Origin of the sequence: Sulfurimonas sp. (assembly GCF_028714975.1) — a bacterium.
Taxonomy (GTDB): Bacteria; Campylobacterota; Campylobacteria; order Campylobacterales; family Sulfurimonadaceae; genus Sulfurimonas.
Genome location: NZ_JAQTLH010000006.1, coordinates 60,497 through 86,797, shown reverse-complemented (window position 1 = coordinate 86,797; position 26,301 = coordinate 60,497). Strand labels below are relative to the sequence as shown.

The following is a 26,301-nucleotide window of genomic DNA, read 5'->3' as shown; positions in this document are numbered from 1 at the left end:
TAATCAAAAATCTACTGTACCGTTTTTGTACCACTTTTGTGCAAAAAGACTGCAAAATAACTAAGAAAACAGATTTATAGAGGTGCTATTTTCCTTATTTTATTGCAAAGTTACTGCAAAACTTTAAGCCGAAATCAACCACACTTTAAATATACTCTCATCACTATTTCAACTCAATTAAGGTTACAATTGGACTCTTTTCAGAACCTGCTTCTTCTTCAAAACCTCTATAGATTAAAAGCTCTCGGTTTTGAATATAGTGATTCGTTCTTAGTAAATCAAAAAAGTTCAAATGAAAAGCCTCATAATCTTGATGAAATAAAAAGAGATATATCCACATGCCATCTGTGCGACCTTAGCAAATCAAGGTCTCAGAGTATGAGCGGTTACGGAAATCCAAATGCAGATGTCATGATAATCGACTACACCGTTTCGCTAAGCGAAGATAGTACAAACTCCTACTATTGCGGTAGAAGCGGTGAAATGCTAAAAGATATGATAGAGAATGTTTTAGGTTTAAAAGTTCAAGATGTATATTTTACGCATGCAGTTAAGTGCAAACCTTTAAACTCGAACACACCGTCAAGTTCAGAGTGGGATTCATGCAAAAATTATCTATTTTCACAAATAGAATTTATAAAACCAAAAGTAGTTGTTACCTTAGGTAAAGAAGCTTATGCTAAAGTTACATCAGAAAATGAAAATTTTCAAAGCGTAAGAGGACATGTCGTTTACTTTGAAGATTATAAGCTGATTCCGATTTATCACCCAAATCATCTGCTTAGAAATCCAGATGACAAGAAAGTAACATTTAATGATTTAAAAACCATAAAGAGTTGTATATGAAAAAACTATATTTTTTAGCACTGCTATTTCCGATTTCTTTATTTGCAAAGAGTTATTTGATTTCAAGCGTACCGCTACCAAAGATAGCCGTACTCAATTTAGACCCTTATGCGTGTAATGAAAAATGCATGCAAAAATATCTTAAAGAGGGTTTTTTATTCTCTTTTTTATCCAATACCGGTACTAAGTTTCAAGATGTAGAAATTGGAAAAGTAAAAGAGAAGTATTTGGCTATGTTTAATGTAAAACAAACTGCCACTGCACAAGTTGTGCCACAAACAGCTTCTCAAACAGCTTCTCAAACAGCTTCTCAAACAGCTTCCGAAGCGACTTATGAAGCCACTTATCAAGCTACTTCTAAAATTGCTTCTAAAGATAAAATTCGTATCGCCCTACTTCTGCCGTATAAAAAAATCACCAGATATGCAGCATCTACGACAAACGCTTCATTTGCATATTTAATGTCGAAAAAATACCCTTTTGAGCTAAAAAGCTATAAAATAGAAGATGAAAGCAGCAAAGAGATATCTAGTGCACTTAAAAAAATTCAAGAGGACGGTTTCAATTATATTATAGCTCCGTTAACTCAAGAGGGTGAGAGCGTAGTCTCACAAATAAATCCTCAAATCAATATATTTTTCCCTACCATCAACAAAAAGGACACTCATTCAAACTCTAAATTTTTCTACTACGGCGGAATTGACTATCGTGCCCAGAGCGATCTGCTTCTAAGCAAATCAACATCACCGCTTGTTATATTTTATGACGAATCTGAAATAGGCAAACAACTCTCTAGCTATCAGGAGTCTGCATTTAAAACTAAAAATTCAGAGGTCAGAAATCCAACCGTCATAAAATATTCTATCCCTCAGAAGATAACGAATTTAGAGAGTCAGATAAATGACAATTCAAAAATAAACGGTGGGTCGTTTTTTATAAATACGCCGATAGTAAAAAGCGGAATGATCATATCTCAGCTGACGCTTTATGATACGAATATAATGAATGTTTTATCAACCCAAACAAACTATAACCCGCTACTGCTCTCTATGACGCAGTACCAAGATAGAAAAAAGATGATAATAGCAAATTCGATTACCCAAAATAAAGATGTTCTTATAGAGATAAACTCCTTTTTATCAAACGATATAGTTTATGACTGGATTAACTATACGACAACTGTCGGCGTAGACTATTTTACTCACCTTATAAGCGGCGAAAATAGAGAGTATAGTATAGAGATGCAAAATAACCAGATGATATATCCGATAGTGTTAACAAAACCTTCTCTCTCCAGCTTTGTCCCATACGGACTAAGCGATGAAGAGTAGAGAAAGAAGCTCTTTGATATCCTGCGCAATTTTTTGAGGTCTTCCGTCAAAAGTGGTATAAACAAGCAATATTTTTAACTCAAATATCTTCTTGTGCCCCAAAGACGCACCCTCATCCTTGAAAATAGTTTGCAAAAGCTCAAATGAAGCCGCCCTCATACCGACTAGCTCTGTTTTTATATACAACTCGTCACCCAACTTTGCACTAGCGATATAATCGGCTTCTATTTTTTTTGCTACAAAGTGACCGTTTTTTAAAACCGGCGAAAGCCCTTTTTTGAAAAACAGTTCACTTCTAGCTCTCTCGCAAAAATTTAGATAATTTGAGTGATAAACTATCCCGCCTGCATCAGTATCTTCGTAATAGACTCTTATTTTCATCACTATTTTTCCATTTTTTAGCATCTTTTAAAGCAATTTAAATAACATAGTTCCATTTTTTCTATTTTAAACCCAATTTGCTATCTTAAGATTTTCAACTCTTTCAAACTCTTTTGTATTGTTTGTAACTAAAATCATTTTATTCGATAATGCATGAGCTGCTATCATCATATCAAGTCCACCGATAATGTTGCCGGATTTTTCCAAAGTAGCTCTTATTCTTCCATATTCTATAGAAGCCTTTGTATCATAATCAACAATATTAAATGGTCTTAAAAAATGCTCTAACGCTAGAAGATTTTTTTCTATATGTAAACTTTTATAAGCTCCATAATAAAGTTCAGATACCGTTACTGATGATATTGCCAAATCACCGACATCAAACTCTTTTAATTTTTCTCTTACAGTTTGTGGTCTATTTTTTATGATATAAATACATATATTTGTATCAAGCATTAATTTTTTATTCAAAATAGTTCCTCTCTATTTTGAATAGGTTGTACTCTTATTTGCATGAAATCATCCGAAAATTCATCTAGTTTATCAAACATATGATCCCACACCGATTTATCATTAGTAGGCAATAAAATAATTCCATCTTCAACTTTTTTTACAAAAAGCTCTTCTTGATTCTCAAATCTAAACTCTTTAGGCAATCTAACAGCTTGACTTTGACCATTTTTAAATATTTTTGCAACTGCCGTCATTTTTTATTCCTTAACTTCAATTTAGTATATATTTAGAAGTATATACTAATTAAGATTATTTTTCAATGCTTTTGCTCTTCTAAAAGTTCAATCTCATCATCTGCTACGAAAATATCAAGGTTCTCTTCGTCAAACTCGCTAAACTCTATTTTTGAGTCTTTAAGTGTTTTTGAAGCTCTTGCACCGAGTTTTTTTAAGTTTTCAACTCTTCCTAGTATGTTACCGCTTCCCTCGCTTAGCTGCTTTTGGGAATTTTCGTAAGTTGAACTTAGCGTCTTTATCTGGCTTCCCATTCTATGAAAATTATCCGCAAAACCGACCATTTTATCGTAAAGTTTTCCCGCTTCATCAAAGAGTTTGATGCTCAGAGAGTTTGATTTTTCACTCTGCCAGTAAAGATATATGGTTCGCAAAGAGACGATAAGAGTGGAGGGATTTACGATGGCTATATGTTTTTTAAGTGCATATTCGTAAAGGGTCGGATCTTTTTGAACGGCTAATGCAAACGCTCCCTCAATCGGGATAAACATAAAGACATATTGCAGAGTTCCTATCTTATAGTGTGCATAATCTTTTGAGTCAAGTATATCTATATGATTTTTAAAAGCGGTTATAATACCCTCAACGGCAATAACGCGCTCTTCATCACTCTGCGCTCTGATATAGTTGTCATAATCAACTAAAGAGACTTTTGAGTCGATTATCATGGTTCTTTCTTGCGGGAGTTTGATAATAACATCAGGTCGTTTGGTTTTGCCCTGCTCGTCTTTGTAACTCTCCTGAGTTTGATAGTGAACATTTTTTAAAAGACCCGAATACTCCAAAACGCTCTCAAGTATCATCTCACCCCAACTCCCTTGAGTCTGCTTTTTGCCCTTGAGAGCAGTTGTGAGATTTTGCGCCTCTTGGCTGATATTCATACCTGCTTTTGTCACCTGTTCTATCTCTTTGGAGAGTTCGGCAAATTTTTTCACGCTGCTAATTTCTGCTTCTTCAATCTTTTTCTTAAAAGAGTCGATATTTTCCTTAAACGGTTTTAAGATGGTATCTAGCGATTTTAGGGAAGTTTCATCAAACTTTTTGAGTTTGCCTTCAAGAGAGTTTTGCATGATTTCATTAAGTTTAAGTTCTAGTTTCTTGCCCTGCTCGTTAAACTCCGTTTGCAGTTTTATATTATTTTCTTGCTGTGCATATAGGTTTGCTTGAAGTTCGGAATTTTTTTCTCTTATGAGTGCATAATTTTCCCTAAGTGTCTCCATCGTCTCATTTTTTTTTAAAAGCTCTTGATTAAGTGTCGAGATATTCTCTTTTAGCTCGCTTATCTGCCGATGTAAAAAAGGCAACGCCCCAACCTCTTGACGCATCGCATCGCCTGCTTCCAAACTTTTTTTAAGCCAATATATCAAACCTAAAGCAACGCTTGAGATAGCGACTATGCTTATGATGCTAAGAGGTTCCATTTTTTACCTTTATGGAGTTATTTTATAGACTGCCGCGCTTCGCTCGCAGTGACGGGACTTTGTCATTAAGACTACCGCACTTTGCTCACAGTGGCGGAAGAGATTGCTTCGTCACTTTGCTTCTCGCAATGACGGGACTCTGTCATTGCGAGGCTTCAGCCGCGGCAATCTTAATTACAAGCGTGGCAATCTAGTTTTATTTATCTAAATGTTTTAAAAACTCATCAGGCGGAATAAACCCGACGATAGTTTTGGATTTTATAACCTCTAAATTTTTATCAAAAAAGATGATAACCGGCGGACCGAAAACACCGTACTTTTTGCTTAACTCTTTTTGCTCTTGAGTGTTTTGCGTAACATCTGCTTGAATAAGTACAAACTCGCTCATTTTAGCTTTTACGGCTTCATTTGAGAATGTTTTTTCATCAAGCTCTTTACATACGGCACACCACTGTGCGCTAAAATCAAGCAATATTTTTTTACCTCTGTTTGCGCCAAGCAGTTCATCTAACTCTTTTATAGTAGTTACTTTTTGAAATTTCGGATGTGAAGATTTTTCTACCGCAGACGCTGTCGTTACGGTTGGTTTTAAAAACTCCAACGGTTTAGTCATACTGCTTGAGCCGCCCATAACACCGATAAAAAGGAGTGTCGAGTAGATAAAGATAATCATACCCGCACTTTTTCTAAATATGTGAGCCTCATTTACAAATGCCCCCAAGTAGAGTCCAAAACCGATTCCTAGCATAGAGTAAAGAAGCATAATGACATAACTCTCCACTACCCTCTCAAGCATCCAAATAGCCACTCCCAGCATCATAACACCAAATACCGCACTAATCATAGTCATCCATGCACCCGGTTTAGGCATAAATCTACCGGCACTCACACCGACTAAAATAAGCGGAAGTCCCATTCCTATACTCATAGAAAAAAGAGCCATTCCGCCAAGAAAAGCATCGCCTGTTTGACCGATGTAGACCAAAGCACCCGCAAGCGGAGCCGCAACGCAAGGACCGACTATAAGAGCAGATAAAAAGCCCATTATAGCTACACCTATATAACCGCCGCGGCTTGAGTGGTGATTTGAGCTTATTTTTGCAACAAAAGAGTCTGGAAGTTTAAGCTCATAAAAACCGAACATACTAAGTGCGAGTGCAATAAAAACAGCCGAAAAAGAGTAGATAACCCACGGAGTTTGAAGTGCTGCTTGCAAGTTTGAACCGAACAGTCCCGCCAAAACTCCCGCTATTGTATAAGCAACCGCCATAGCCAGTACATAGACGATGGATAGCATAAACGCTCTTTTGGTTGTCAGACCCTCCCCTTGAGAGATAATAATGCCTGAAATGATAGGAATCATCGGGAATACGCACGGAGTAAGAGAGAGCAAGAGCCCAAAACCCAAAAAGGTAAGAAGAACCAAACCAAGACTGCTATGCTTAATCGTATCGGCGATGGAATCACTCTCAGAAAGCTCTTTTGTCGCCTGTTTTACTTCAGTTTTGTTCTCTGTCTTATTCTCTATTTTGGCTAATGCTTCACCGCCTTCAAGCTTTGAAGTATCTACCTCAAACTCGTAAACTTTCGTCTCCGGTTCATAGCAAAGACCCTGCTCCGAACATCCTTGGTAAGAGAGTTCAAACTCTATTTTTTTAACTCCTGCAACATTTGGCTCTTTTTTTAGATGTACGACAAATTTCGGCGACTCAAGATAAACTTGTTCATCATTATGTGCTACGCTTTTTGGAGCGTCAATGTTTTTAACAGCTATGCCGGAACCCTCTTTTACATTTAACTTAAGAGTGTTTACATAAAGGTAGATATCTTTTGCTATCTCAACGGTTGCCTCAATCTGCATCTTCTCATTTAGTTTGGCGGATGGTTTAAACGCCTCCTCCGGCATCAGAAACTTCGGCTGTGCCGCAAATAATAAAATAGATGAGAAGAGAAATAAGATAAGTTTTTTCATGAATATATATCCCGATTTTTATATGTGACAAAATTATAACAAAAAAAGCATTTAAGGTTAGTTAGTTACATAAAGTTACTTTTGAGATATTTTTCAAATAATTTTATTTAACAACTATTTAATCCTGATTTTTTTGTAGTAACATAAGTAAAGTTAATATGATAAAGCTGGAAAATGCAAGAAAACAACTCTGAAATTTTACTTACTCCAAAAGCACAACTTAAGCAAAACATCAAAAAAAACAATCCTGATTTTAGATACTACAAAGCGTTATTTAACATTACCGAAAATCTCGTAGTTATAACCGACGGCGACACGATTATGGATGCTAACAAAGCGTTTGTGGATTTTTTTGCGGCTCAAGATATCGATATTTTTGACCAAAACTTTTTTTTCCCGTCGGTTTTTCAAAAAATAGATAAATACGGTTATATTTATGACGGTTACCAAAACAAAAGATGGTTTGAGCATATTCATAAAAAAGATAGAGATTACTATCGTGTGGGCATAATCGGCATAAACAGACTTCATGAATTTAACATCTCAATTAAGCAGTTTGAGCTATCCCAAAATGTTTTTATAGTTATTATGACAGATATCAGCGAAATAATGGGATATAAAAATACTCTAGAGTACAACTTAAGGTCAGTTTCTAAAAACAAGGAAGAGACACAGTTTTTACTAAACCAATACAATAACGCAATAAATATATCAAATTTGGTTGTAAAGATAGACATTAACGGAAATATCACTTATGCCAACGACGCATTTTGCAAAACTCTAAAACATACCCAAGAAGAGCTGATAGGTCAAAATATCAAAATTCTTTGTAATAAAAATGAAACATACAGATACTATAGTTCAATCATCCAAACCATAAATAACGGTGAGGTTCATAAAGGCATTATCGAAAATGTAGACAGAGAGGGAGAGAGTCATTTTTTTAACACGACTATCGTTCCAATTAAAAATCAGCAAGGCATAATCATAGAGTATCTTTCCATTCAAGATGAAATCACGGATACGGTTAAGACAAAAGAAGAAGCCGTGCAAGCTCTTGAGGCAAAAGGTAAGTTCTTTGATAAGGTATCTCATGAACTAAGAACACCGTTAAATGCGATTATAAATTTTACGGATCAAGCATTAGAGATGTATGATGAGATTTTAGATGATAAAGAGAGTCGAGAATTGGTGAAATTGTATCTTCAAAGAGCTAATGTAAACTCTAAAAATCTTTTAAATCTTATCAATTCTCTGCTGGATATCTCAAAACTCAAATCTACAAAGGAGCATTTTAACATCGGTATCCATGATGTTGTAAAGCTTGTCAAAGAGAGTTATGAGAGCTGTTCAAGCTTAAACACTAAGGAAAATGTAGATTATAGATTAAAAATAGATTTTATTTCCGGCTTAATAATATGTGATAACTTTAAATTCAATCAAATTTTAATAAACTTGATTTCAAACGCTTTTAAATTTACAAAAGAGGGGTTTGTATCGATTCATCTAAGCGTAGTTGGGGATGAATACTGGATTGAAGTTGAAGATAGCGGAATAGGTATACCAAATGAGAAACTATCACGCATATTTGAACCTTTTGAACAGGCTAGGAGCAATGATATCGGTACCGGTTTGGGACTAAGTATAGTAAGAGAATATGTTAATGCCATGAAAATTGCTTTAGAGGTAACTTCATCCGAGGGCGTAGGCAGCTGTTTTAGGCTAAAAGCTAAAAAAATTATAACAAAAGAGTAGCAGAAATGGGTAAGTTAAAACTTCTTATAGTTGATGATGTAGAAGATAATCGTTTAGTTTTAAGGGCTATATGCAGAAAATTGGAAAATTTTGAGATAAAAGAGGCAGAGGATGGGCTTGAAGCCGTGGAACTAGCTCAAGATTGGCTTCCTGATATCATACTTATGGATGTTATGATGCCAAAAATGGACGGTTATGAGGCATCAAAAATCATAAAAAACCTATATCCCGAGACTGTCATTATTATTGTATCTGCCGTTACTGATCCAAATATGCAAAAAAATATGAGCGATATAGGAGTTGACACCTACATACATAAACCGATTGATAAAGAGCTGATTTTATTTAAACTCCAAAGCATAGGCGCATCCCTTCGTTTAAAACAGGGACAATTTAAAACTCTCTCAAGAAAAAATGCGCTAAATCCGTTTAATAGCGATATCCGTTCATTTAGGATTATTTTTGATATCACTGATACCGAATCGATGATGGATTTTGGTATGTGGCTCTTTGATCAGTGTGCAAGCAAGGATGTCGTGGCATGCGGCAGACTTGATTTGATTGTAGAGCTATTTTACAAACTTATGCGCCAAGGAACAAAAAATCAAGAAAACTTGAGCATCATAGTCGAAGAGAGCTATGAAGAGGTTTATATAACGATTAAATTTGAAAATATGATTGTCTTAGAGCCGAGAATGAGTGAGATACTAAACGCATTTGAATCGGAATTTATTGTTCAAAAAAATATACTCTGCGCTAAACTAAAAAAATATATCGAAGAAAAAAATTCAAATTTTGAAGCACAGAAAACAACCTCAACAAAAGAGATAGTTCAAGAGATAGTCGAACTAAAGATTACCAAAGAGATTCACACCGTCGCATCAAAAGAGAGAGAACTTTTAAGACAAAGTTTTACCCAAAAAACTACCGCAGCCGATTATGTCTGCGATATCGGCGGAGATATTTTAGACGAGATTCTTGATTTGGCAAGCTTGGATGAAGAGTGGAGGGAAAAACTAACGACATTTGAAGAGATGCCTAATGATGAAAATCTCAAAAAATTTGCAAACGGAGTACTCGATGTTTATGCCCATACTATCAACTCTCTCTTTGAGTTTACCGCACTTGCATACGCTTTGACTTCACTGGGGATTTTTTTAAAAGAAAAAGCCTATGTAGTCGTACAAGACCCGGCTAAAACAAGAACGCTTATTATGTTGCTGGAAAATTTGGGATATGATCTCGTATCATGGAGAAAGCATATTTTTGAACTTCAAGATACGCAAGACATCCACTATCTCGATAGTTCGTTTTTTAGCTCTTGCATGCAGATAGAGGGTATCATGAGCAATAAGGAGATTGATGTTGATGATGACAATGATATGGAATTTTTTTAATTTAAACCTAAACCTAAGGAGAATAAGATGGCAAAAACAGTAATAATCGTTGATGATTCCAAAGCAGTAGTAGCGATGGCGGAGTTGGCACTCGAGGAGATGGTTAAAAGCGGTGCGATAGAGTTTAAATCATATCTAAATCCGCTAAAACTCCTAGATGCGCTTCAAAATGAGAGTGAAAATTTTGATCTGCTTATAAGCGATATCAATATGCCGGAAATGAACGGATTGGACTTGGCAAAGGCTATAAAATCAAATAATAGATATAAGACCAAACCGATTATTATCTTAACGACAGAGAGTTCAAACGAGATAAAAATGGCGGGTAAAGAGATAGGCGTAACCGGATGGATGGTAAAACCTTTCAGCGATGAGAAGCTTGTAAAATCAATCAAAATGGTATTGGGAGTATAAACATGAAACCCAATTTACCACAATCAAAAAAGGAACGCTATCTCACCTTTTTTTTAGGAGATGAGCAGTATGGAATCGAAATAGAGCGTATCAAAGAGATTATCGCTATGATGAAGATTACGGGCGTACCTAAGATACCTAAATTTATGAGAGGGGTTATCAACCTGCGCGGCTCAATCATACCCGTAGTGGATACCAGACTGCGTTTTGCGATGGAGAGCAGAGAAGCGGATATGCATACTGCCATCATTATCGTTGAGGTTGAAAAAGTTAATATCGGCTTTATCGTAGACAGGGTTGAAGAGGTAGCCTCAATCGATAAAGCAAGCCTTAGTGAACCGCCGAAATTCGGAAGTTATATAGATACTGATTTTATCTCGGCAGTTGCGCAAATGGGTGAGAATGTCGTGATGATTTTAGATGTTATCAAGCTTTTTGAAGCTGATGAAATCATAGATTTAGAGCAGATACAAAACAGTAATACATCTGATGCTTAATGCATCAAGCTTTAGTGCCAAAGCGGCTAGCGTAGCCGAAGGAATTACTTCCTTTGGCGTTTTAAATTAATAGAAGGGGTTTAAAATGGGTTGGTTAGAAAATATGTTACTAAGAAGTAAGTTGATGTTGCTAACGGCGGTTTTAATAATTGCATTGGCGATTGTAGGATTTTTAGGGTATAAGGCGGTAAATGCATGGGAGGTAGATGTTAAAGAACTCGGAGAAGTTCGTGCCAATTCACTAATGAGTGTAGGAACCGTTCGTTACGGTGTTTTACTCTTTGCAGTTCAAGTAAATCGTTCTACCGGACTCAAAGGCGATTCTGAGATGAAAACAAAGATGCAAAATGTATCCGAACTTATGCAAAAAGCATTTGATAGAATCGACGAAGGGATGAACAACTATAAAAAAGTTATGCCCGTAGGCGAAGAAGCAGATGCGTGGCGAAAGTTTATCGCCGACTACGAGCAGTGGCGAAAAAGAAATGAGATTTACAAAGCGGATGTAATCGACGGGTTATCTAAGAGCAGTGATTTGGAACAAAACGAGATACTCTTTGGCAAAATAGGCGAACACCTTAAAAACATTACTGCTTTGCGTATAAGTATGGAAGAAAATTTACAAAAACTATACACTATAAACAAAGATAATATGGTTAAAACAACTAAGCGAGCAGAAGAGCAATCCGCTTCATATAGAGAACTCTCTATGATGGTTATCATTATATCCGTGATATTATCAGTCGCCCTTGCAACGATAATTATCCGCTCAATTACGCGTTCAATCACTATGAGCGTAACTTCTATAAGAGACGGTGCGACTCAAATCACTTCCGCAAGCTCTCAAGTTGCCTCTTCGTCATCCTCTTTAGCGCAGGGTGCCAGCGAACAGGCAGCAAGCGTGGAAGAAGTTAGTGCGACACTAGAACAAAGTACCGCGATAAATACGCAAAACACGGACAATGCGCTTCAAGCCGATATTTTGGCAAAAAATGCAAATGATTCTGCTCGTGCAGGTTATGAAAAAGGCGAACACCTCTCCCGTTCTATGAGCGCCATCATGGAGTCGGCTACGAAGATTTCCGGAATCATCAAAGCGATTGATCAGATAGCGTTTCAAACAAACCTACTTGCTCTAAATGCAGCGGTAGAAGCGGCGCGCGCGGGTGAGCATGGACTTGGATTTGCGGTAGTAGCCGATGAGGTTAGAAACCTTGCTCAAAGAGCGGCTTTGGCGGCAAAAGAGACATCGGTGATAATAGAAGAAGTACTCGGACAGATAAAAGAGGGAAATCAAATCGCTCATGAAACGCACACATCTTTTAAAGAGATAGTCGAGCAATCTAAAAAAGTCTCAGATCTAATCGGTGAAATCTCCATAGCAGGAAAAGAGCAAAGCGAGGGAATGACGCAGATAAATCAAGCAATGGGACAAGTAGATCAAGTAACTCAACAAGTTGCCGCTAATTCGGAAGAAGCTGCCGCTGCCGCAGAGGAACTAAGCGCACAGGCAACTTCAATGATGGAAGCCGTTTACATTTTAGCAAAAATGGTCGGAATGGATACCGATGTTGCAGTCGTTAAAACAAAAAGGGATTTCGTTCATCAACCGGATATCAAAACTCCGCAAATGATGCATAAAACAGTTAAAGTTGCTCCAAAAAGAGTAATACCGAACAAAGCCGAAGAGATTTTTCCTCTGCATGAAGACGATTTAAAAGAATTTTAAAATGCAAATCAACGGCGATGAAGTTACCATAGACTTAAATATGTCTATGGACGAAGTTATAAATTTTGAAGAGTTTATTCGTCCTAGAATCGAATATATCGAAAAAATTGAGGTAGAAGAGAACTCTACGCTTACATCGGGCGCACTGCTCTCTCTTTTGGTAAGCATAAAGAAAACTCGCCCCGAAATAGAGATACCTTTTTTAGAAAAAATGGGCTCAACCTCCCCTGTTCACGGAACACTGCATTGGACATATCATGACTAAACAAGAAGAACTCAAAGCAATTTTCATAGAAGAAGCAGGCGAAATAGTTGAAAAACTAGATGTGGACATTATTCGTTTTGAAGAGAATTCAAATGATTTAGAGCTGCTAAATGAGATATTTCGCGGTGTTCATACTCTAAAGGGCAACTCTAACGCTTTTGGATTTACAAGACTAGGCGAATTCGTTCACCATTTTGAGGATTTGCTTGATTATTATCGCTCAACCAAAGAGAGCATAGAAGAGAATAATTTAGAGCTGTTTGTCGAGAGCGTGGATGTTGTCAGAGAGGTAATGAGATGCGAACTGGATTCCATCGAAATATTGCCAAAGAGTTATGCGGAGTGTTTGGAAAAAATAAAAATATTACTTGATATCAAGAAAAACAGACCTAAGCCCGTTATAGAGCAAAAGAGCGAAGAGACATTAAAAGATTTGGCTTTTGAATTTGCTTTGGACACTTTAGACGAGCAAGAAGATGAACAAAGGGATGAAGTAGAAAAAAGTATAAAATTTCATCAAAGTATACAAACAGATGGGTTAAATCTGTATAAAATCGATTTAACGCTAGATAGCGACTCTTACAAACGGGGATTTGACTATTTTGTTTTTCTAAAAATATTAGGAGAGAGAACAACTCATTTGGAGAGCTTTTTTGATATGCAAAATATTCAAACGCTAGATGAGTTTAAAAGCGACGAAAACAGCATAACTAAAGTAACTATCGTTATATTAACGCCTTTTGTTTATACGGAAGTTGAAGAAGTTTTTGAATTTTTATTTGACCACGAATACAGTATTGCTTTAATAGCGCCGCTCGTTGTAGAGCAAAAAACGCAAGCAGAGGTAAAAAGCATCTCTTCTTTAAGCAAAACATCGGAGACGGTAGAAAGCACAGCTTCAAAAACATCTACAACTTCTTCAAATGCAAACATGCCAAAATCGACAATCCGCATAGATACATTTAAGGTTGATGAACTGTTTGACTCCGTCGGAGAGTTGGTAATCGCACAAAACTTTATAGCTCAAAGCGAGAAAATCCGCTCTATTGAAGACGAATCGATTAATCGCACCATAGAGACCCTATCAAAAATTACGAAAAAGATTCAAGACAGAGTTATGAGTCTTCGCATGGTTGCAATCAAAGATACCTTTGAGAAGATGAAACGAGTTGTTAGGGACACTTCCAAAAAGACCGGCAAAGAGATTCATCTCATCATACAAGGCGAAGAGACGGAGATTGACAAAACTATGATAGACAACCTCTCCGACCCGCTTATACACATTATTCGCAATGCGATAGACCACGGCTTGGAGTCTTGCGGCGATGAGAGAGTTAGTGCCGGTAAAGATGCAGAGGGAGTTATCACTCTAAAAGCATTTCACAAAAGCGGCAATATCGTCATAAGCGTAAGTGACGACGGCAGAGGGATAAACAAAGATAGGGTGTTGAAAAAAGCAATAGAAAGAGGTGTTGTAAGCGAAAACGAAAATCTAACGGACTCGCAAATATTTGCTCTTATCATGCAGCCGGGATTTTCAACCGCAGAAGTTATCAGCGACCTCTCAGGACGCGGTGTCGGTTTGGATGTCGTAAAAACCTCCATAGAAAAACTTCGCGGCAAGATAGAGATAGACTCCAAAGAGGGTCAAGGTACGACATTTTCTATAATTTTACCCCTAACATTAGCCATTATCGACGGGATGCTTGTACAAACCGCCGATGAAACATACATAATCCCTACTCTTAGCGTCGTGGAGTCGTTTCGCCCGCAAAGGGAGATTGTACATATTTTTAAAGGCAAAGGCGAGTTTGTGAACCTACGCGGGGAGTGTATACCCATAATTAGGCTAAGCGATGTTTTTGATTTGAATGCAAAAAAGATAGAAGCTTGGGATGCTATTTTGGTTTGCGTAGAGACCGAAGCAGGCAGAATAGCGATTCTTGTTGACGAGCTCTTAGGACGACAACAGGTTGTAATTAAGACTTTAGGCAAATCACTCTCAAAACTCAAGGAGATATCAGGCGGCGCGATACTCGGAAACGGCGATATCGCACTCATTTTAAATGTAGACGAGTTGCGTCCGCTTGGTGAAATTTCTCATGTATGATATTGAGCTAAATCCATCAGAGTTTAAACTTTTTCGCACCTACATTTACGAGAGAGTCGGCATCTCTCTCTCCGAACAAAAAAGTATGCTAATAAAAGGTCGTTTAAATAGACGCTTGCATGAGTTAAAACTGCAATCGTTTAGAGATTATTACGACTACCTAGTCAACGATTTAAGCGGTGAAGAGCTGCTCTTTTTTGTAAGTGCCATATCCACGAATGTAACATCGTTTTTTAGAGAAGAAGCACAATGGAGATGGCTGCAAGAGCATCTGCCTGAGTTGATATCCACAAAGAGAGATAAAAAAATCAGAATCTGGTCGGCAGGATGTTCAAGTGGGGAAGAACCATATACTATTTTGATGTTTTTGCAAAACCATTTGCCGGACTTTGAGAGTTGGGATATCAAGATTTTGGCAACGGACATCTCGTCAAAAGTTCTAACTCACGCTGTTGCAGGCTGCTATGAACTCAAACAGATAGAACAGCTTCCAAAAAATATAGTTGTACAATCTTTTGAAAAAATAAAAAATAATGATGAAATCAAATATCAGATAAAACCGTTTCTAAGAGACAAAGTGACATTTAGACTATATAACTTGGTCACGGATGAGTTTTTTTTCAAAAACAAATTTGATATGATTTTTTGCAGAAATGTAATGATCTATTTTGATGATGAAACCAGACATCAGCTAATAGGACGATTTGCTCAGCTGCTGAGTAAAGGATCTCCGCTTTTTTTAGGAAGTTCGGAATCTTTGACGACACATAAAGAAACACTAAAACTATCAGGTTCTTCGATTTATAAAAAATTATAGGAAAAACAGTTGCAAAGTATAAAAAATAATTCAACGGAACAAGAAGCAAGGTTTGATATACACGAACTATTTTTCTCGATCACTGATAACCAAAGTACTATAGTTTCAGGAAATGAAACTTTTGTGCGCATCAGCGGATATGCAAAAGATGAGCTTGTAGGTCAATTTCACAATATTGTACGCCATCAAGATATGCCTCGCACGGTATTTAAAACCTTTTGGGATTACATAAAAGCCGACAAACCTATTGTAGCTTATGTTAAAAATAGAACAAAAAGTGGAGGATACTACTGGGTTATTGCAGCAGTTTTTCCTTTAGAAGATAGATATATCTCCATCAGATTTAAGCCAACTAGTTCGTTGTTTACATCCGTAAAAGAGATTTATTTTAGACTGCTTATGGCGGAGAGTAAGCTTGAGATGCCTCAAAGTGAAGCGCTGTTGTTAGAGCTTTTAAACAAATTCGGTTACAGAGATTACACTCATTTTATGAATGAAGCTCTCTTGGGCGAACTGCTTGAGAGAAAAAAACTGCTTTTACTTAACAAATCTTATGTAAAAGAGCTTGATTTTGAAACTTCTGAATTTGGTCTTTGTATGAAATCAATTTTTACTTCCAGCAAAACATTGCTCGACCAATACGGCAGATGGTTTGAAAAAATCGATACATTTAATAAAATCAAATCTATGTTTGAGGAAAAAAGTTTGGCATTAAATGCTCTTGCAAGAGAGATTGTGTTGCTGTCTCTAAATGCCTCAATCGCATCTTATAAGCTTAAAGATGACGGAGGAGAAACATTTAGCGTACTTGCAAGTGATATCCGTAGCAACTCCAAAGAGAATGATATTCTTATCGGAAACATATATAACCTTTCTCAATCTTTGTCGGAATTTTTAAACGAGACTATTTTTCTAGTTTCATCCATAAGTCTGCAGATGGAAATGGTAACTTTTTTTATTCAAGAGCAAATCGATAATAAAACTAAAGTTTATACCCCAGAGTTGAACAAAAATATCCAAACTCTCTTTGAATTGGTAAAAATCAACCATAAAAAGTTAGCCCTCTTACCGCTATCAATGAACAAATCTATTAGAAAAACCATAACTTGTTTAGATGAGCTTGAGCAGCAAATAATGTATTTAGGCTATGTTCAGGTTTATGGAATTATTGAATCGGCAAGATACAATGATGATTCACAGGGTTTTGGCAAAATATTTTTACAACTAAAAGATTTAATCGCACAAACAACACAAGAGATATCTTTGGTAAATAGTATGAGCGGAAGTTTTTATATTGAAAATTCAAAACTAGAAGAAAATTCAAAAGAGATTACAGAGATGTTAATAAAATTAGAGATAAAAATAGGGAGTATTTAGTAGTGCAAAATTTATCCAAAATAGAAATTCTTGAAAACGAGGTAGAGTTTTTAAGTAAAAAAATTTTAGAGCTAAATAAAAAACTCATAGATAGCGATAAAGCAAAAACACTTTTTTTATCTCTTATAGCCAATAAATTAAACGACCCGATGACGGCTATTTTAGGAATGCTGCCTCACTTAAAAATTCAAAACGGCAACGAGAAAATTTTCTCAACTATTTGCCAAGAAGCATCAGACCTTGATTTTAAAATCCAAAATCTTATAACGGTTGCCGAAATAGAGAGCGGAAATATGAACAACACCCATGCGCTCCTTGAGATTAAAAAGATTATTGATGAAGCCTTAGAGAGTCTAAAATATATAATTAAAGATAAAAATATTGAGATAAATGTAGAAAATTTAGTTGAAAAGAAAATTGTAACAGACCCGAAAAAGATTTATATTATCACAAAAAATCTAATCTCAAACGCTTGTATGCATTGCCCGCAAAACGGGGTTGTCGATATCATCTTAAGTACAGAGAAGTCCATACTTACACTGCTTATAAAAAATGAGAGCAGTGAACCTAAGCTTAAAGAGATACCCAAAATATTTACCCGTTTTAGTGAAAAAATCGATAGCCGCCACGGTCTTGGTATAGGTCTTAGCATTGTTCGCGAACTCTGCGAGAGTTTAGGCGGAAGCGTAGAGTACGACATAGATAACAACTTTGTAACCTTTAAAGTTAAATTACCGCTAGATGAAGCAATGCAGGATTTTCAGGCATGCGGTTCTAACGAATTTTTATTTGACTCGTTTGATGATGCTATAGAACTCTAATGATAAAAACAGGTTCTAACTTTATACATGTCGGTCAAATCCATGTCGATACCGAGCCGATATTGATATCTACCGTTTTAGGCTCGTGTGTAGCAGTTTGTCTGTACGACAAAAGAGTCTGTGTAGGCGGTATGAATCACTATCTGCTCCCGTTTTGGAACGGCAATGGCTTACAATCTTTAAAATTCGGCAATATCTCAATTCCAAAACTGATAGAAAGTATGATTGACAAAGGTGCAAAAAGCAATACGATGGAAGCAAAAATATTCGGCGGTGCCTCTATAAACTTCTCATCTTGCCAAACTATGATGGTTGGGGAGAAAAATATTTTAGTAGCACGAGAGATTTTAAATGATTACAAGATAAAAATAGTTGCCGAAGATGTCGGCGGTAACAGCGGCAGAAAGATTCAGTTAAACTTAGAACAAGGCAAAGTGTTGTTGAAATATACCGCTAAATCAAACTTTGGAGATATGTAAATGCCCATTATTAAAGTATTAATCATAGACGACAGCGCAACTGCCAGAGCAGTACTTAGCGATATCTTAAGTTCGGACCCTTCCATAGAAGTTGTAGGAACAGCGTCGGATGCTTATGTCGCAAGAGATAAGATAGTAGAGCTTCGCCCCGATGTTGTCTGCCTTGATGTAGAGATGCCTAGAATGGACGGAATTACATTTTTAAAAAAGCTTATGCACTATATGCCCCTACCCGTCGTTATGGTCTCTTCACTCACGCAAAGCGGAGCCAAAACAACGCTTGAAGCCCTAGAAGCCGGAGCGGTTGATTTTGTGCCGAAGCCTCACTCTCACATATATGACGGAAAAGACGAGATGCGTGATGAGCTTATCGCCAAGGTCAAAGCTGCTTCAAAAGCAAAAGTATTTAAAAAAATACTCTCCGCTCCGCAGATGGCAAATCAAACTTCACTAGCACAAACCACAAATAAAATAGTAGCTATCGGCGCATCGACAGGCGGAACGGAAGCACTAAAAGATGTTTTAATAGCTCTTCCGAGAAATGCACCCGGAATGGTTATAGTTCAGCATATGCCCGCAAACTTTACCGCTTTGTTTGCACAAAGATTAAACACGCTATGTGCGATGGAGATTAGAGAGGCAAAAAACGGTGACTCGATTATTCCGGGGGTTGCTCTCATTGCTCCGGGGGATTATCATATGGTTGTTAGACGCTCGGGAGCTAGATACTATGTTGAGATAGGAAACGGGGAAAAAGTCTCGGGACATAGACCCTCTGCCGATGTTTTGTTTAACTCAGTTGCTAAAATTGCCGGCTCAAACGCAATAGGCGTAATTTTGACGGGAATGGGCGGTGACGGGGCAAAAGGACTACTAGCCATGAGAAATGCGGGAGCCGATACAATCGGACAAGATGAAGCAAGCTGTGTAGTTTACGGTATGCCCAAAGTCGCTTACGACATCGGAGCCGTCGAGAAACAACTACCGCTTAGCAAAGTAGCTGAGGGCATACTTTCTCTAATAGTTTAATATGCAAATTTGTGATATAATTTCATCTACTTTTTTTAAGGATTTCCTACGCAAACGCAAGATGTAAAAATTATTTTTATGAGTTTTGTTATTCTCATCGGAGTCGGTGCTTTTTTGCTAATGCTTCCATTTGCCCATAATGGTAACCTAACTATCATAGATGCCCTCTTTACTGCTACCTCTGCCGCATGCGTAACCGGACTCATAGTAAAAGACACTCCTGTTGACTTCACAAGTTTTGGACATGTCGTAATCCTTTCTTTGATTCAAATCGGAGGTCTAGGCTATATGACGGCGGTTACCTTTTTGGCTGTTATGCGTCGTAAAAAGCTTGGATATCGCGACCGTCTTATCCTCAAAGAGTCGTTAAACTATCCGGGGATGAGCGGAATTTTTCGTTTTTTGAAAATCGTTTTTGCCAGTATTATCATTATTGAACTTAGCGGCGCACTTATCTTATCATTGCGTTTTTGGGTAGATATGCCGCTTGGCGATGCGGTATGGTTTGGTTTTTTTCACTCCGTATCAGCTTTTAACAATGCCGGATTTTCTCTTTTTAGCGACAATATGATGGGATTTCGAAATGATTTAGTTATAAACATTACCATTCCGCTGTTGATAATTCTCGGTGGGTTGGGATATATGGTACTTTTAGAACTCTACAACTACCGTAAAAAATCACTAACACGCATCTCTACTCATGCTAAACTGGTTCTATGGTCATCCGGTATCCTCATTATTGCCGGAATGGCAATTATTCTCTCTTTAGAATGGAATAATCCGGAATCATTCGGCAATATGGACGTTTGGGAAAAAATCATGGCTGCTTGGTTTGCGTCGGTAAATTACAGAACTGCAGGATTTAACAGTATCGATTTTTCTACATTCAATGATTCCGATCTCTTTTTCGGAACTGTTTTTATGATTACCGGCGGTAGTCCGGGCGGAACTGCCGGAGGTATTAAAACCACGGTTCTGGCACTAGCTATCATCGGGGTTTGGTACACTCTTCGCGGTCAAAACAACCCGCATATTTTTAACAGAAGTCTAGTTCCGTATCAAATCAACAAAGCGTATGCAATTATCTTTGTTGCCTCATTTTATATAATGATTTCAACAATTATATTAAATGAGAGCGAAAATCTTCACTTTGTCAGAACTCTCTTTGAAACCTGTTCGGCATTCGGTACGGTAGGCGTATCTACCGGAAACGGCGGTGTACTAAGTTATAGTGCGCTCTTTAGTGATTTAGGAAAAGTTAACATTATTCTGCTTATGTTGATGGGTAGAATCGGTGTTTTTGCATTTACTATCGTCATAGTGGGCAAAGCGGTGCAAACCCGTATTAAATATGCAGAAGGAAAGGTGATTATATGACATATGTTGTTATTGGACTAGGAAAATTTGGATACCATGTTGCCAAAGGATTGGCACAGCAAGGTGAAGCAGTTATTGCTATAGACCATAGTGAAGAGAAAGTAAAAGATATAAGCGAGTTCGTACAAGACGCAATTGTTCTTGACTCTTCAGATCCAAAAGCACTTCTTGAAGCGGGAATTGCCGATGCGGAAGTTGCGATTGTAAGCATTGGAGAAAATCTTGAAGCAAGCATACTTACGGTTATGGCGCTAAAAGAACTTGGAATAGAAACGGTTATTGCCAAAGCTATAACGCAGGTTCACGGTCAAATTCTCTCAAAACTTGGTGCCGCAAAAGTCATCTACCCCGAGATGGAGTCTGCAAAAAAACTTGTTAAAAAAATTGTTAAAAATATTCACTATGAGACTATTGATCTCTCTATCACAATGAAACTTGCCAAAATGACCGTTCCGTCATTCTGGGTCGGAACTTCAATACTCTCTGCGCTATTTAAAGATGAGTTTGAAGTAAAACCAATCGCATACAAACATCAAGGAGAGTGGCATACATCGTTTGAAAATGATGATATTCTTGAAGCGGGCGATATACTGGTTGTTTTGGGCAACAGCAACAATATAGAAGCGCTTAGCAAGAAGGTGTAAAATAGTCTAATATCTTCTGGGATTGATGCGCTTGAGAAAAATTATGCTTTAGCGTACAAGCCGGAGCTAACATCTGTTTTTTAGTTGTGTTTCTTAATTAGTATGTAATTGTATGCATTTGTATAAAATCTTTATAATCTCCATTGTCAGCCTTTTTTAATGCCAGAATATAGTCACTTCTTTTAGGATTTTCTTTTGCGAGTAAATCTTCTTGCCATTTAACAGGCATTGAACCGTTTTGTCTGAGATAAATATTTGCCAGCATTCTGGACCATCTACCGTTTCCGTTTAAAAAAGGATGGATTTGCACTGCTCTATGATGAATTCTTGCAGCAGTTTCATATATATCAAATGTTTTATTTTTATTCCAATACTCTATATCATCAGAGAGTTTTTTTAATTCCATTGGCACTAAATACGCCTTTATGCCGATTGAGAGTTCGTTATGTCTTAGTTTACCTGCCCACTCCCATACATCACCGAACATTTCTTTGTGAAGAAAAAGCAGCCATTCATAAGTAAAAGGTGTATCTTTTTTTGTAGGTTGTGCAGAGAGATATTTTAAAGTTGCATTTGCAATATTTTCTGCTTCTTTTATGTAAATTTCTTTAAGTGTGTAAGATTTTAAGTGAGAAAGCTTTAATCCTGAAGTATCATTAAGTAGTGTTGCATAATCAATTGGTTTGGTGCTATCAATCATTATGCAACCCACAATCTGTTTGTATAAGAACCGCTTAGAAACTCTTTTTCAAATTTATAAATTATTTTTTCTAAACTATCTTTTTCTAAACCCTGCATCTCAAGAGCAGAGGTGCTTTGAACTAAAGATGCCATAAAGATGGCTTTTTGTTTAGCTCTTTGTTTTTGCAGTTGCTTTAAAGGAATAATTTCATTACCTGCAAAATCAACACCAAGAAGATTTGTGATATGTTCTATTGTACTTAGCTTAACATCCTCACCTGCAAAAAATCTATGAACAGTTCTTAAACCAAGATTACTGAGTTTTGCAAGATTATCAATGGTAATATTAAGCTGTTTTCGTCTTTGTTCTATTTTATCTATTAATTCTAATCTCATCATAGCAAATCCTTTTGATAATTATGCCATAAGTGGCACACATTAGTCAAATTTTTTTTGTTTGCAATCTTGTTATATCAAAGCATATATTCAACTATTCAACACGGTTTCGACCTCGCTCTTTGGCAAGATAAAGTTTCTCATCGACCTGAGCGATATAGCGGTCAACCGTATCTTGATCAACAATCGTTTTGCTATCGGCTAAAATAGAGAGCGTTCCTATGCTTACGGTATAGCGGATGGATATATTCTCAACAATTACCTCTTTTGAAGCAGTTACATCACATATTTTTTGAGCAAGCATAAGAGTCTCTTCTCTATCCGTCATAGGCAGTAAAATCATAAACTCCTCGCCGCCGAAACGAAAGATATAATCCGATTTTCTAAGAGTATCTTCTAATACTTTGGAGAAGTGCTTAAGCACTATATCTCCTACACTGTGACCGTAAGTGTCGTTGACAAGTTTAAAATGATCCAAATCGCACATCATCAAAGCAAATTCTCTGCCGGTCGCTTTGGCAATATCAAGCTTGTTTAACATTATCTTGTTAAACAGCCGTCTAGTCAGCAGATGAGTAAGAGGGTCTTTAGCACTCTCTTCAATTTCATTTAAAAAAGCTATCTCGCTTCCTATCTCAAGCGAATAGTAGTCAATCCGCTGCATAAGATGAATAAGAGTTGCAGGACGAAACTCATTTCGTTTGCAATAGCTAATAACATTTGCAGCCAAGTCATGGAGATTTATATGTAGTTTTTCTATCACTTTAAAATGGGTAGTAGAGAGCACATAAGAAGTTGTAGCGCAGCCCATCCATTTACCAAATTCGCATTTAGTAGGGTTTAACTCAGGATATCCGTTATCATACTCTTTTTTTTGAACATAATTTATAAGGTTTATTACCCACTTGATATGGTTTTCATAATGCACCATAAACTTTTTATCAGGCATCAACCCAATGCGGGAGAGGCGAAGTTCGCTTTTAAGCTTAAGCTGATTTAAAAAATTTTGCAGATATAACTCGGTAATACGATGCTCATGTTCTGCAAAAAAATGATTAAGCTCATCTATATGCTTAAAATCTTTTTTTTCAAGGAGGCTGCCTAGCAGTTTACGAACAACGGTGATAAATTCACTGTATAAAAATAGATAGGATATATCATGTTCAATCGCAAAGTGCACTAATACCGTAGTATTATTTTCAATATCCTCTTTGGAAGTAGAGAGTAAAAGATTTAAAAACAGTTTTTTATATTCCGTTATCACACTGCTATAGAGAAGTTCATTAGTGTTATTAGACTGTAGACTCTCAATATTAATATTAAAATCTTGAACACATTTTTCTATATCAGGAAAATATTTTTGTATTACCTTCACTTTAGATCTCCTGTTTTAATAAATATTATTAAAAATTATAGATACAAAATATTATAGCACTAACTCTATTTTTTTTGTATATTTTAATTATTAAACTTCGTATCTCTATTATTTAATATCTCTTCCATCTCGTCTGATGGTATCGGTTTAGAGTAGTAATAACCTTGGATGTGACTGCATCCGTTCTTTACCAAAAACTCTTTTTGCTCTCTGTTTTCAACACCCTCGGCAATAACACTCAATTTTAAACTATGTGCAAGAGCAATAATAGCTCTTGCGATACTAACATCCTCTTCGTCGTCAGGAAGTCCGTCTACGAATGACTTGTCAATCTTTAGCTTATCAATCGGGAGCCGCTTTAGATATGAGAGAGATGAGTATCCAGTACCAAAATCATCAACTGCGATTTCAATGCCCATATCGCTAATCTTTTTTAGAACTTCAATAGCGCTTTTGGGGTTTTTCATAATCTCACCCTCCGTAACCTCAAGTTCCAGCCACTCCGGCTTAAATCCGCTCTCTTGCATTATTGTCACAAGTGTCTCTAAAAAGCTCTCTTGCCCTAACTGTTTCATAGCAAGATTTAACGCTAATATTCCGGGATTGAGACCTTTGCTATACCACTCGGCCACCTGCTTCATAGCTATTTTCATTACTGACTGGTCAATCGCTATAATCAGTCCTGTCTCTTGAGCCAATGGAATAAAACTATTTGGATAAATCAGTCCTTCACTCGGATGCTTCCATCTAACCAGCGCTTCCATACCGATTATCTCACCGGTTTTGCCGTTTACTTGCGGCTGATAGTAGACGATAAACTCTCCATCTTCCAATGCTTTTCTTAAGCTTGCTTCCATAACGACTCTTTTAAGTGCAAGCTCCGTCATCTCTGCCGAGTAGTATTGATAATTATTTCTGCCCTCTTCTTTAGCCCTATACATAGCAGCATCGGCATATTTTAAAAGATTATCCGCATCCGTATCATCTTTTGGGAAAATACTTATACCGATACTAGTAGTAATATAAAGCGTATTGTTCTCTATAATAATCGGCTCGGCTAGAACTAAAATAATTTTTTTTGCAAGTGCAGAAACATCTATCTCTTCTTTTAAATCTTCCACAAGAAGTATAAACTCATCACCCCCTAAACGCGACAAGGAATCTTCCTTGCGGACGATTCCCTGCAATCTTTTTGATATAACTTTTAGAACTTTATCTCCAAACATATGTCCTAACGAATCGTTAATCTGCTTAAATCTGTCCAAATCAATAAAAAGAAGCGCGAACTCTGTTTTTTGGCGTTTTGCTTTTTGGATGGCTTGTTCTAGTCTGTCGCTAAATAAAATCCTATTGGGAAGTCCTGTAAGAGCATCATGATGAGCTTGAAAATCCAAAATATCTTTTTGTTCGTTAAGTCTATCAGTGTAGTTTTTTATCAATACATTTACCAGCAGAGCAATTACGATAATTATCAAAACAGCCGTTATAACTGAAAACCATCTGATAAACATAATCGTATTTTTGTAATAATCCATCTCATTTTTAAAAACAAAATAGCCTACATCTCTCTCATTATAATCTTTTAAGATAAAACTTTTAAAAACAAGATACTCTTTTTTGTTCTGTTTTCTAAAATAGTTATCTTCGCTGATGATTCTCTCATCAATTACATCTAAGACCGACTCTTCTTCTTCACTTGATGATTTATACTTTATGATTAGATAATCATCCGAAAACTTGGCTAAATAGTCATCAACTCCTTGGCTGTACATAAAAATAGGTTCGGCTGCCTTTTTTGATATTAAAAAGAGCGGTACATACTCGTTTGATATTGAAAGTTTTGAGATAAGATACTTAATATCCACCCCTAATTCAAATGCGCCGATATATTCGCCTTTATGAAAGACGGGAAATACTACTCTGTAACTAACGCCATACTTTCCGACTTCTAAACCGGATTCCATTTTTCTTGAAATATTTGTTTTTACTATAATCGGACGAATATCTTTAAGATCGTCTCCAAAGCTTTCCTGTTTGTGGATTCGTAAAAAGCTATGGTTATCAACCGTATGAAAGTGCATAACGGATAAAAATTCGTTACGCTGTATTAACTCTTTATATATAGGCATAGTTAGATTTAACAGCTCCTGCCTATCTTTTTTTGCAAATGCTTCTGCTACTTTAGGATTTGATAAAATTTCATTTCCGTATCTGCCATACTCATCTTTTATCTGGTCAAATATCGTGTTTATAAGCTGCGCGGTATCTCGCTCTTTTTTAGAAACAGTCATATCTAAAACCGTCACATACTGATAATGCCCCAAATACATAAGAATCAGAAAGCTAATCGTCTGAATTGCTAAAATAGTAAGTATTATTTTTTTGCCGTATTGCATATTTATATAATCTTTTTTTTATTTCTTATCACTATTATATTCATA

25 protein-coding genes are annotated in these 26,301 nt (G+C 36.7%); 16 read left to right on the top strand and 9 right to left on the bottom strand.

The annotated features are described in order from the left end of the window. Window positions 1–189: 189 nt before the first annotated feature. Both PHQ93_RS07040 and PHQ93_RS07035 read left to right on the top strand, forming a co-directional pair. Window positions 190–846, top strand: a complete 657-nt coding sequence (locus PHQ93_RS07040; RefSeq protein ID WP_299942546.1) for a uracil-DNA glycosylase — start codon at window positions 190–192, stop codon at window positions 844–846. Next, complete coding sequence (locus PHQ93_RS07035; RefSeq protein WP_299942544.1) at window positions 843–2,177, top strand: hypothetical protein; 1,335 nt, start codon at window positions 843–845, stop codon at window positions 2,175–2,177. Before PHQ93_RS07040 ends, PHQ93_RS07035 begins: the two co-directional genes overlap by 4 nt. Here the strand turns inward: PHQ93_RS07035 and PHQ93_RS07030 are convergent. From PHQ93_RS07030 to dsbD, 5 genes are all read right to left on the bottom strand, one after another. Then, window positions 2,160–2,558 carry a YbgC/FadM family acyl-CoA thioesterase gene (locus tag PHQ93_RS07030; RefSeq protein ID WP_299942536.1) on the bottom strand — a complete coding sequence of 133 codons (399 nt, stop codon included), beginning with the start codon at window positions 2,556–2,558 and terminating at the stop codon, window positions 2,160–2,162. The genes PHQ93_RS07035 and PHQ93_RS07030 overlap by 18 nt on opposite strands. Before the next feature lie 66 nt (window positions 2,559–2,624). Continuing rightward, complete coding sequence (locus PHQ93_RS07025) at window positions 2,625–3,029, bottom strand: type II toxin-antitoxin system VapC family toxin (protein ID WP_299942533.1); 405 nt, start codon at window positions 3,027–3,029, stop codon at window positions 2,625–2,627. Beyond that, window positions 3,026–3,265, bottom strand: a complete 240-nt coding sequence (locus tag PHQ93_RS07020) for an antitoxin (protein ID WP_299942531.1) — start codon at window positions 3,263–3,265, stop codon at window positions 3,026–3,028. The genes PHQ93_RS07025 and PHQ93_RS07020 overlap by 4 nt, the downstream gene beginning before the upstream one ends. A 62-nt stretch (window positions 3,266–3,327) precedes the next feature. After that, complete coding sequence (gene rmuC / locus PHQ93_RS07015; protein WP_299942529.1) at window positions 3,328–4,725, bottom strand: DNA recombination protein RmuC; 1,398 nt, start codon at window positions 4,723–4,725, stop codon at window positions 3,328–3,330. Window positions 4,726–4,921: 196 nt separating this feature from the next. Next, a complete protein-coding gene (dsbD, locus tag PHQ93_RS07010) occupies window positions 4,922–6,697 on the bottom strand; it encodes a protein-disulfide reductase DsbD (protein ID WP_299942527.1) in 1,776 nt (591 codons plus the stop codon). Window positions 6,698–6,871: 174 nt separating this feature from the next. Between dsbD and PHQ93_RS07005 the strand changes: the two genes are divergently transcribed. From PHQ93_RS07005 to PHQ93_RS06940, 14 genes are all read left to right on the top strand, one after another. Further along, entirely contained in the window at window positions 6,872–8,452 is a 1,581-nt protein-coding gene (locus PHQ93_RS07005; RefSeq protein ID WP_299942525.1) for an ATP-binding protein, read from the top strand. Between the two features lie 5 nt (window positions 8,453–8,457). Then, complete coding sequence (locus PHQ93_RS07000; protein ID WP_299942523.1) at window positions 8,458–9,849, top strand: response regulator; 1,392 nt, start codon at window positions 8,458–8,460, stop codon at window positions 9,847–9,849. Window positions 9,850–9,876: 27 nt separating this feature from the next. Further along, window positions 9,877–10,263, top strand: a complete 387-nt coding sequence (locus PHQ93_RS06995) for a response regulator (RefSeq protein ID WP_299942521.1) — start codon at window positions 9,877–9,879, stop codon at window positions 10,261–10,263. Between the two features lie 2 nt (window positions 10,264–10,265). After that, entirely contained in the window at window positions 10,266–10,760 is a 495-nt protein-coding gene (locus PHQ93_RS06990) for a chemotaxis protein CheW (RefSeq protein WP_299942519.1), read from the top strand. An 85-nt stretch (window positions 10,761–10,845) separates the two neighbouring features. Next, the gene (locus tag PHQ93_RS06985) at window positions 10,846–12,489 is read left to right on the top strand and encodes a methyl-accepting chemotaxis protein (protein ID WP_299942517.1); all 1,644 of its coding nucleotides are present in this window, start codon (window positions 10,846–10,848) and stop codon (window positions 12,487–12,489) included. Window position 12,490: 1 nt separating this feature from the next. Further along, window positions 12,491–12,754 (top strand): hypothetical protein, encoded by a 264-nt coding sequence (locus PHQ93_RS06980; RefSeq protein ID WP_299942515.1) that lies wholly within the window; start codon window positions 12,491–12,493, stop codon window positions 12,752–12,754. After that, on the top strand, window positions 12,747–14,864 hold the full coding sequence (locus PHQ93_RS06975) for a chemotaxis protein CheA (RefSeq protein ID WP_299942513.1): 2,118 nt from the start codon (window positions 12,747–12,749) through the stop codon (window positions 14,862–14,864). Before PHQ93_RS06980 ends, PHQ93_RS06975 begins: the two co-directional genes overlap by 8 nt. Beyond that, entirely contained in the window at window positions 14,857–15,681 is an 825-nt protein-coding gene (locus PHQ93_RS06970; protein WP_299942511.1) for a protein-glutamate O-methyltransferase CheR, read from the top strand. Before PHQ93_RS06975 ends, PHQ93_RS06970 begins: the two co-directional genes overlap by 8 nt. A gap of 9 nt (window positions 15,682–15,690) precedes the next feature. Further along, entirely contained in the window at window positions 15,691–17,058 is a 1,368-nt protein-coding gene (locus tag PHQ93_RS06965; protein WP_299942509.1) for a PAS domain-containing protein, read from the top strand. A gap of 2 nt (window positions 17,059–17,060) precedes the next feature. Continuing rightward, window positions 17,061–17,879, top strand: a complete 819-nt coding sequence (locus tag PHQ93_RS06960) for a sensor histidine kinase KdpD (RefSeq protein WP_299942507.1) — start codon at window positions 17,061–17,063, stop codon at window positions 17,877–17,879. Beyond that, window positions 17,879–18,358, top strand: a complete 480-nt coding sequence (locus PHQ93_RS06955; RefSeq protein ID WP_299942505.1) for a chemotaxis protein CheD — start codon at window positions 17,879–17,881, stop codon at window positions 18,356–18,358. The genes PHQ93_RS06960 and PHQ93_RS06955 overlap by 1 nt, the downstream gene beginning before the upstream one ends. Next, window positions 18,359–19,387 carry a chemotaxis response regulator protein-glutamate methylesterase gene (locus PHQ93_RS06950; protein WP_299942503.1) on the top strand — a complete coding sequence of 343 codons (1,029 nt, stop codon included), beginning with the start codon at window positions 18,359–18,361 and terminating at the stop codon, window positions 19,385–19,387. It abuts the gene before it with no gap. A 69-nt stretch (window positions 19,388–19,456) separates the two neighbouring features. Continuing rightward, window positions 19,457–20,764: a TrkH family potassium uptake protein gene (locus PHQ93_RS06945; protein WP_299942624.1), complete on the top strand. Its 1,308-nt coding sequence runs from the start codon at window positions 19,457–19,459 to the stop codon at window positions 20,762–20,764. Continuing rightward, a complete protein-coding gene (locus PHQ93_RS06940; RefSeq protein ID WP_299942501.1) occupies window positions 20,761–21,408 on the top strand; it encodes a TrkA family potassium uptake protein in 648 nt (215 codons plus the stop codon). Before PHQ93_RS06945 ends, PHQ93_RS06940 begins: the two co-directional genes overlap by 4 nt. A 97-nt stretch (window positions 21,409–21,505) precedes the next feature. Here the strand turns inward: PHQ93_RS06940 and PHQ93_RS06935 are convergent, their stop codons facing one another. From PHQ93_RS06935 to PHQ93_RS06920, 4 genes are all read right to left on the bottom strand, one after another. After that, window positions 21,506–22,108, bottom strand: coding sequence for a mobile mystery protein B (locus PHQ93_RS06935; protein WP_299942499.1), 603 nt, complete (start codon window positions 22,106–22,108; stop codon window positions 21,506–21,508). Then, window positions 22,108–22,485 carry a helix-turn-helix transcriptional regulator gene (locus tag PHQ93_RS06930; protein WP_299942497.1) on the bottom strand — a complete coding sequence of 126 codons (378 nt, stop codon included), beginning with the start codon at window positions 22,483–22,485 and terminating at the stop codon, window positions 22,108–22,110. The genes PHQ93_RS06935 and PHQ93_RS06930 overlap by 1 nt, the downstream gene beginning before the upstream one ends. Window positions 22,486–22,579: 94 nt before the next feature. Then, window positions 22,580–23,860 carry a sensor domain-containing diguanylate cyclase gene (locus PHQ93_RS06925; RefSeq protein WP_299942492.1) on the bottom strand — a complete coding sequence of 427 codons (1,281 nt, stop codon included), beginning with the start codon at window positions 23,858–23,860 and terminating at the stop codon, window positions 22,580–22,582. 83 nt (window positions 23,861–23,943) lie between these two features. Further along, window positions 23,944–26,256: an EAL domain-containing protein gene (locus PHQ93_RS06920; RefSeq protein WP_299942464.1), complete on the bottom strand. Its 2,313-nt coding sequence runs from the start codon at window positions 26,254–26,256 to the stop codon at window positions 23,944–23,946. Window positions 26,257–26,301 lie beyond the last annotated feature (45 nt).

Coding starts and splice junctions, on each gene's coding strand:
- PHQ93_RS06955 (WP_299942505.1), top strand. CDS start 17,879: ATGATAAAAACAGGTTCTAACTTTATACATGTCGGTCAAATCCATGTC.
- PHQ93_RS06935 (WP_299942499.1), bottom strand. CDS start 22,108: ATGATTGATAGCACCAAACCAATTGATTATGCAACACTACTTAATGAT.
- PHQ93_RS07005 (WP_299942525.1), top strand. CDS start 6,872: ATGCAAGAAAACAACTCTGAAATTTTACTTACTCCAAAAGCACAACTT.
- PHQ93_RS06950 (WP_299942503.1), top strand. CDS start 18,359: ATGCCCATTATTAAAGTATTAATCATAGACGACAGCGCAACTGCCAGA.
- rmuC (WP_299942529.1), bottom strand. CDS start 4,725: ATGGAACCTCTTAGCATCATAAGCATAGTCGCTATCTCAAGCGTTGCT.
- PHQ93_RS07035 (WP_299942544.1), top strand. CDS start 843: ATGAAAAAACTATATTTTTTAGCACTGCTATTTCCGATTTCTTTATTT.
- dsbD (WP_299942527.1), bottom strand. CDS start 6,697: ATGAAAAAACTTATCTTATTTCTCTTCTCATCTATTTTATTATTTGCG.
- PHQ93_RS07030 (WP_299942536.1), bottom strand. CDS start 2,558: ATGAAAATAAGAGTCTATTACGAAGATACTGATGCAGGCGGGATAGTT.
- PHQ93_RS06930 (WP_299942497.1), bottom strand. CDS start 22,485: ATGAGATTAGAATTAATAGATAAAATAGAACAAAGACGAAAACAGCTT.
- PHQ93_RS07020 (WP_299942531.1), bottom strand. CDS start 3,265: ATGACGGCAGTTGCAAAAATATTTAAAAATGGTCAAAGTCAAGCTGTT.
- PHQ93_RS06995 (WP_299942521.1), top strand. CDS start 9,877: ATGGCAAAAACAGTAATAATCGTTGATGATTCCAAAGCAGTAGTAGCG.
- PHQ93_RS06990 (WP_299942519.1), top strand. CDS start 10,266: ATGAAACCCAATTTACCACAATCAAAAAAGGAACGCTATCTCACCTTT.
- PHQ93_RS06940 (WP_299942501.1), top strand. CDS start 20,761: ATGACATATGTTGTTATTGGACTAGGAAAATTTGGATACCATGTTGCC.
- PHQ93_RS07000 (WP_299942523.1), top strand. CDS start 8,458: ATGGGTAAGTTAAAACTTCTTATAGTTGATGATGTAGAAGATAATCGT.
- PHQ93_RS06975 (WP_299942513.1), top strand. CDS start 12,747: ATGACTAAACAAGAAGAACTCAAAGCAATTTTCATAGAAGAAGCAGGC.
- PHQ93_RS06980 (WP_299942515.1), top strand. CDS start 12,491: ATGCAAATCAACGGCGATGAAGTTACCATAGACTTAAATATGTCTATG.
- PHQ93_RS06970 (WP_299942511.1), top strand. CDS start 14,857: ATGTATGATATTGAGCTAAATCCATCAGAGTTTAAACTTTTTCGCACC.
- PHQ93_RS06920 (WP_299942464.1), bottom strand. CDS start 26,256: ATGCAATACGGCAAAAAAATAATACTTACTATTTTAGCAATTCAGACG.
- PHQ93_RS06985 (WP_299942517.1), top strand. CDS start 10,846: ATGGGTTGGTTAGAAAATATGTTACTAAGAAGTAAGTTGATGTTGCTA.